This is a genomic window from Stieleria sp. (assembly GCF_041595215.1).
In the GTDB taxonomy this organism is placed as follows: Bacteria; Planctomycetota; Planctomycetia; order Pirellulales; family Pirellulaceae; genus Stieleria; species Stieleria magnilauensis.
Map to the genome: position 1 here is coordinate 1 of NZ_JBFHKV010000438.1, position 6413 is coordinate 6413.

Annotated in this window: 6 protein-coding genes; 4 read left to right on the plus strand and 2 right to left on the minus strand. The window is 61.4% G+C overall.

All coding sequences use genetic code 11. From position 1 onward, the window contains the following. Window positions 1–20: 20 nt before the first annotated feature. A complete protein-coding gene (locus tag ABX749_RS17255) occupies window positions 21–965 on the minus strand; it encodes a sugar phosphate isomerase/epimerase family protein (RefSeq protein WP_372897057.1) in 945 nt (314 codons plus the stop codon). A 179-nt stretch (window positions 966–1144) separates the two neighbouring features. Here ABX749_RS17255 and ABX749_RS17260 point away from each other — a divergent pair, with 179 nt between their 5' ends. Further along, window positions 1145–2137: a hypothetical protein gene (locus ABX749_RS17260; protein WP_372897058.1), complete on the plus strand. Its 993-nt coding sequence runs from the start codon at window positions 1145–1147 to the stop codon at window positions 2135–2137. Window positions 2138–2168: 31 nt separating this feature from the next. Here the strand turns inward: ABX749_RS17260 and ABX749_RS17265 are convergent, their stop codons facing one another. Continuing rightward, complete coding sequence (locus tag ABX749_RS17265; RefSeq protein ID WP_372897059.1) at window positions 2169–2738, minus strand: DUF4416 family protein; 570 nt, start codon at window positions 2736–2738, stop codon at window positions 2169–2171. A 91-nt stretch (window positions 2739–2829) separates the two neighbouring features. Between ABX749_RS17265 and ABX749_RS17270 the strand changes: the two genes are divergently transcribed. The 3 genes from ABX749_RS17270 to ABX749_RS17280 all read left to right on the plus strand — a co-directional run. Then, the gene (locus tag ABX749_RS17270; RefSeq protein WP_372897060.1) at window positions 2830–3948 is read left to right on the plus strand and encodes a pyridoxal phosphate-dependent aminotransferase; all 1119 of its coding nucleotides are present in this window, start codon (window positions 2830–2832) and stop codon (window positions 3946–3948) included. A 305-nt stretch (window positions 3949–4253) separates the two neighbouring features. Further along, window positions 4254–5468 (plus strand): cofactor-independent phosphoglycerate mutase, encoded by a 1215-nt coding sequence (locus tag ABX749_RS17275; RefSeq protein WP_372897061.1) that lies wholly within the window; start codon window positions 4254–4256, stop codon window positions 5466–5468. Between the two features lie 36 nt (window positions 5469–5504). Beyond that, on the plus strand, window positions 5505–6413 hold a 909-nt coding region (locus ABX749_RS17280; RefSeq protein ID WP_372897062.1), incomplete at its 3' end, for an aspartate kinase.

The following is a 6413-nucleotide window of genomic DNA, read 5'->3' on the forward strand; positions in this document are numbered from 1 at the left end:
GCAAGCTGAAGCTTACTTCACTAGAGCAGCGCGATCGCTTTGTGGATGGCCTTGGACGTTGCCGCACAGGCTTCGTCGTTGTCCAGCTTGTTGAGGGCTTGATTGAAGGGTTCGGCGCGAACCGGGCCGTCATAACCGACGTCGATCAGCGCCTGCAGGAAAGACTTCACGTCGATCACTCCCGTCGCAGCCGGCAATTCACGTCGGTTGTCGATCTGTTCGTCGACCGCCAGCCCCGCGGGCGCGTCATTCGAATCACAGCCGACGATCTGCTGTGCATTCAACGAGCGAATGTCGTCGGCGGTCTCACCGGCGGTGTACCAGTGCCAGGAATCGAGCACGAACCCCATGTTGTCCACGCCGATGGCCGAATGCAGTTCCGCCGTCTCACGCATGGTGTGAAGGAACGGGAATCGTTTGGAGTTACGCAGCGTCGAGGTGCCGACGTACTCCAGCCCCAATCGCAGCCCGTGGTCTTTTAACACCTTCGCGCACTCGCGGAGACGATCGGCGTGCTGTTTGAAGTTGGCGACGTAGGTCAGTTCGTCGTGGCACGGCGAGATCCAGGTGCCCATCCGGTCGACACCGGCGCGACGCAGCGCCGCGGCCAGAGCGGGCAAGGCGGCGAGATCACTTTTGAATTTCGCTTCGTCCTTGCGAAAATCGACCGGCAGCCCCGACGAGCCCCAAACCAACCCTTTCGCTTTCAAGTCGCCGACCAACGCTTCACTTTCGGCATCAGACAGCTTGGCCAAATCATGGGGTGCCGCGGCGACGGACTCGAAGCCATGTTTTGCCGCCAACTCAATCGCTTCGGTCTGGTTCGCCTTGACACCGATGCTGCCCCAGCGAAGGTCAACGGTGAACTTGCGTTTGGACTCGGACAACGCCCACGCGGGAGAACAGGCCGCCAAGGAGAACGCTCCGGCCGAGGCCGCAATGACATCGCGTCGAGAGAGTTTCATAAATCATCCGCCAATGGAGTGTGTAGGTGGGATCGGCTCGCGCTCACGGTAGGCCGCGCATCGCCTTGGCCTCACCGATGACGACTAGTCTAACATCGATCGACAGGCAGTGGCGGATCGCGAAATCGAACGTGCCTCCTTACACTGGGCAAAAATGCCAACCGGAACGGAAACCACCCATGATACTCATTGCGACCGACGAAGCCGGATACGGGCCCAAACTGGGGCCGCTGGTCGTGTCGGCTTCCGCCTGGAAACTTCCACTCGGGGAGGCCAGCCCGGGCGACCTGCCGGAAGCCTTTGCGGCCGTCGCCAAGCCCGTCACCGTGTCCGGCCGGCGGATCGTCGTCAACGATTCCAAAGCCGTGTTTCAGCCCCAATCGGTCACCAAGAAGTCCGGCGGCTACGGCAAGCTGGAATGCGTGACGTTGGCCGGAGCCCGATGGTGTGGACTGGCCACCGAGCGTTTGAACCTTGTCGATGATCTGGCGGCACACGATCGAGACTCGATCGGTGCGACGCCGTGGCTTGCGGGGTTGATGGAACAGGCGATCGACACGGAATCGGCCAATCCGCTGGTCACGGCCTGGCAATCGGGTCCGGCACAGTTGGCGGGAATGAAAACGCGAGTGATCACCGCCGCCGCCTTCAACCGGTCGTGCCGCGGCGGAGCGAACAAGTCGGACTTGTTGTCACAGAGCACGCTCGAGCTGGTGAAGTCGCTGCTGGACGAGCTTGCGATCGCTCCCGACGAACAGGTCCCCGACGAGCAGGTCCCCTACCAACAGGTCACAGTGTATTGCGACCGGCATGGCGGCCGTCGCTATTACGCCGGCCCCCTGCAAGCGGTCTTCGACGGTACGCTGGTTCGTGTCATCGCAGAATCAAAGGACGAAAGTTATTACGCAGTGCCTTACCGAGGCGGCGAGTTCACGATCCGCTTCACGGTCAAGGGCGATTCCTTCACGCCGGTGGCGTTCTCGTCGATGGTCGCCAAGTACGTCCGGGAAAAGGCGATGGAATCATTCAACGCGTACTTCGCCGACCTTGCCCCCCAACCGCTTCGCCCCACCGCGGGTTACCCCGTCGATGCGGATCGTTTCTTGAAAGACATCGAAGCAATCGTCCGAGAGCAGAACATCGACTTGGCCACGTTGGTGCGTTCGCGGTAGACAGAGGTGATGCACAGCATCAGCTACTCGCTCACCCTCGTCGCCGAAACCCTTCGCCGCCTTGCAGGTTCGCTCGCAGGTGGTTGCGGCAGGTGGTCGCGAACTCGGCCACGGCGGCGGTCCGATAGTCGGGGTAGGTCCAACGATGGTGGACCCATTTTTTGGCCGTGTACGTCAGCGTGATCTCGCCGAACATCCCGTCGCGCAGATAAACGCGATGATCACGATCCTTTGTCGTCGCCAGGACCAGCTTGGCCTGGGTGATGTAGCCGGGATCCAGGTTCAGCGGGCGTTCCGGACCGGACTCCACTGCGGATTTTGCTGCGGCGACCTGCGTTTCCAAGCGGTTGGTCCAATGTTTCCAGTCGGCCAGTTCGGCGGCGTCACAGGGCTGGCGAAATCCGATCAGTTCCTTTTGCAGGTGCTCGCCCATCGATGCGGCGTAGTAACCGCCGGCTTCGAACGGCAGGGGGGCGGATTGATGAAAAATCTCGCCCCAGTGGCTTTCCAATGTCTCGATCGCCCGCCGCCGAATCTGGGCGTCGCCGGAAATCACCGCACAAAACCGAATCACCGGTTCAACGTATAGCACCTCGGCCACAAGTCGTCTCTCGTCTAGAATCTGCGTCCTTACGTTTCGACGCGACGTCTGACGCCGCGTCACCACCGATTGCCCAGAGCATAGCAGAACCATGCATCCTTGGATCGCCGACCGCACCACGACCTTTGACGCCAGCGGGATTCGTAAAGTCTTTGATTTGGCGGCCAAATTAAAAGATCCGATCAATCTGTCGATCGGACAACCGGACTTTGATGTCCCCGAGTCGATCCAGGATGCGGCGATCGATGCGATCCGCGGCGGCAAAAACGCCTACTCGCCGACCCAAGGCATCGGCCCCTTGAGGTCGGCTTTGCAACAAGAAATCGATTCTCGTTACGGCCACGACGACCGTGAGGTGTTCGTCTGCAGCGGAACCAGCGGCGGGCTGATGCTGTCGATGCTTTCGATGATCAATCCGGGCGACGAAGTGATCTACTTGGACCCGTTCTTTGTGATGTACCCGGCGCTGTTGAAGATGTGCGGCGGGGTCGCGGTGCCGATCGATTCGTACCCCAGTTTCCAGCTCGATCCCGACGCGATCGCGGCGGCGGTGACGCCCAGGACGAAGATGATTTTGCTGAACAGCCCGGCCAACCCGACGGGGGGCACGGCGACGGCCGAGCAGCTCGAAGCGGTCGCCCGATTGGCCGCCGAGAAAAACATCGCCTTGATTTCGGACGAGATTTACTCGCGGTTTCACTACGACGACGCCTTCGTTTCACCGGCTCAGTTCAACCCCGACACGATCGTGATCGACGGGTTCAGCAAAAGCCATGCGATGACGGGCTGGCGCGTCGGCTACGTCCATGGTCCCGGCGAAGTGATCGCGACGATGCTGAAGATCCAACAGTACTCGTTCGTCTGCTCGCCCCAGCCGGCCCAGTGGGGCGCGTTGCGGGCGATGGAAGTCAACTTGCAAGGCCACATCGACGACTATCGCAAGAAACGCGATTTGATCTGCGACGGATTGGCCGAGCGATTCGAATTCACGCGTCCCGGCGGCGCGTTTTACCTGTTTCCCAAGGCTCCCGGCGATGCGGGCGGCGAGGCGTTCGTCCACAAGGCGATCGAACGGGGCCTGTTGATCATACCGGGCAAGATTTTCAGCGCCCGGGACAGCCATTTTCGCATCAGCTTCGCGGCGTCGGACGAGACCATCGCCAAGGGCGTCGCGCTGCTGAACCAGTTGGCCGACGAGGCGAATTCGTAACGGGCCGGTGAGTCCTGGGCGAGGCTTCCAGCCTGTCCATGCTGAACCGATTTGATGCGTTCCCGGCGGCTCCGTTCCCAGCGGCCCCCCAGAATTGCGTCCCCTTCCGAGATCCCCGTCTCTGAACGAAACTAGGGGGCAATCCCCTCACCGGCCTGTCGATTGAGTCGATTTTCCGAATTCAACGCGATCACACCATCCCGATCCGTTAGTGAGGGGCGCAGTGTGGCCCCTTGCTGACGCGTGCGGGCTTCAATCGACAGGCCTTCACACCACCGGACTCCCGAACCCCCCATCGAAACAATATGAAATATGTCATCGTAATCCCGGACGGATGCGCGGACGAACCGATCGAGGCGTTGGGAGGCAAAACACCGCTGCAGGCGGCCTCGGTTCCGGCCATGGACCGGATCGCGGCGACCGGGGCCAGTGCCCTGTCCAACAACACGCCGGCACACCTGCCCGCCGGCAGCGAAGTGGCCAATTTGTGCCTGTTCGGCTACGACCCGGACCAGTACTTCACCGGCCGAGCGCCGCTGGAAGCCGCCGCCAGCGGGATCACGCTGGGGAAGCATGATTTTGCCGTCCGCTGCAACCTGGTGACGATCGAAGACCAGGTCATGGTGGACTTCACCGCCGATCACATCAGCACCGAGGAATCTCGGCAATTGCTGGCCGCCGCCGGTGAGGCGTTGCTGGGTTCTGAAGGCGGCCGCTTTGAATTTGTCCCCGGTGTCAGCTACCGGAACTTGTTGATCTACCGCGGCGACGAGAACACGCCGGCGCCGTTTTCGTCGGAGACGCGATCGACGGCGCCCCACGATCTGACCGACCTGTCCGTGACCGATGATTTTCCGCGCGGCCCCGGCAGCGATCTGCTGGTGCGACTGATGAACGGGTCGGCCGATGTGTTCGCCGATCATCCGGTCAACCAGGCCCGACAAGCCGCCGGTAAACGCCCCGCAACCCACGTCTGGCTGTGGGGCTTGGGCGGAGCACCGTCGATGCCCACCTTCGAAGAACGGTTTGGCGTTCGTGGCACGATGATCACGGCAGTCGACCTGTTGCGCGGGATCGCGGCGCTAGCTGGATGGCCGCGGATCGAAGTCGAAGGGGCGACCGGATACCTGGACACCGATTACGCGGCCAAGGGCGCCGCGGCGATCAAGGCACTCGACCAGTACGACTTGGTCTGCGTGCACGTTGAAGCTCCCGACGAGGCGTCCCATGAGGGACGTCACGACGCCAAGATCGAAGCGCTCGAGCAGATCGATCGTCACATCGTCGGACCGCTTGCCGAGGCGCTTGCGGGATACGGCGACCACCGGATTCTGGTCACGCCGGATCACCCGACCTTTTGCAGCACCAAGAAACACACCCACGGCATGGTCCCCTTGGTCATGGCCGGGACGGGAATTGAATCGGATTCGCAAACGACCTACGACGAAATCGCAGCCGCAGCGTCGGGGCGTCGCTTTGACCACGGCTGGGATTTGATGGATGCGTTCATCCGCCGCTAGAGATCACTTCACCGCATTTTTTCTAAACCACACCCCATGTCTCTGATTGTTCAAAAATTCGGCGGGACAAGCGTCGCCGACGTCGAAAAGATCCGCGCCGCGGCGCGCAAAGCCATTCGTGCCCAACGCCAAGGCCATCGAGTTGTGATGGTCGTCAGCGCGATGGGAAAGAACACCGACCGGTTGTTGGAACTGGCTCAAGAAGTCGGCCCCAATCCGCCGGCGCGCGAAATGGACATGTTGCTCAGCACCGGCGAACAGGTCAGCGTCGCCCTGGTCGCCATGGCGATCAACGCGTTGGGCAGCGAAGCGGTCAGTTTGACCGGCGGCCAGATCGGGATGCAGACCGACAGCAGTTTCAGCAAGGCTCGGATCCGTTCGATTTCCACCGAACGCATCGAACGGTTGTTAGACGAAGGCAAGATCGTCGTGGCGGCCGGATTCCAAGGGATCGACAACGACCTGAACATCACCACGCTCGGGCGCGGCGGCAGCGACACGACCGCGGTCGCATTGGCCGCGGTGCTGAAAGCCGACGCCTGTGAAATCTACACCGACGTGGACGGCGTTTACACGACCGACCCGAGACTGCTGCCCGAAGCACGTCGCGTCGATGTGATCAGTTATGACGAGATGCTGGAATTGGCCAGCCTGGGTGCCAGCGTCATGCACAACCGCAGCATCGAATTCGCCAAAAAATTTGGTGTCCCGATTCATGTCCGCAGCAGTTTCTCGGACACCGAAGGAACGATGATCGTCACCGAGCAAGAGTCCGCGACGGCACCGGTCAGCGGAGCCGCAATGACTCCCGACGAGGCCCGTGTGACGATCCTTGGTGTTCCCGATGTCCCCGGCATGAGCCTGCAGATCTTCTCGGCGATCGCGGACAAAAAGATCGCCGTGGACATGGTGGTCCAAAACGTCGGCGACGGGGGCAAAGCAGAC

Excerpts from the sequence above, each read along its gene's own strand:
- ABX749_RS17255 (WP_372897057.1), bottom strand. The coding sequence starts at position 965 with ATGAAACTCTCTCGACGCGATGTCATTGCGGCCTCGGCCGGAGCGTTC.
- ABX749_RS17260 (WP_372897058.1), top strand. The coding sequence starts at position 1,145 with ATGATACTCATTGCGACCGACGAAGCCGGATACGGGCCCAAACTGGGG.
- ABX749_RS17270 (WP_372897060.1), top strand. The coding sequence starts at position 2,830 with ATGCATCCTTGGATCGCCGACCGCACCACGACCTTTGACGCCAGCGGG.
- ABX749_RS17275 (WP_372897061.1), top strand. The coding sequence starts at position 4,254 with ATGAAATATGTCATCGTAATCCCGGACGGATGCGCGGACGAACCGATC.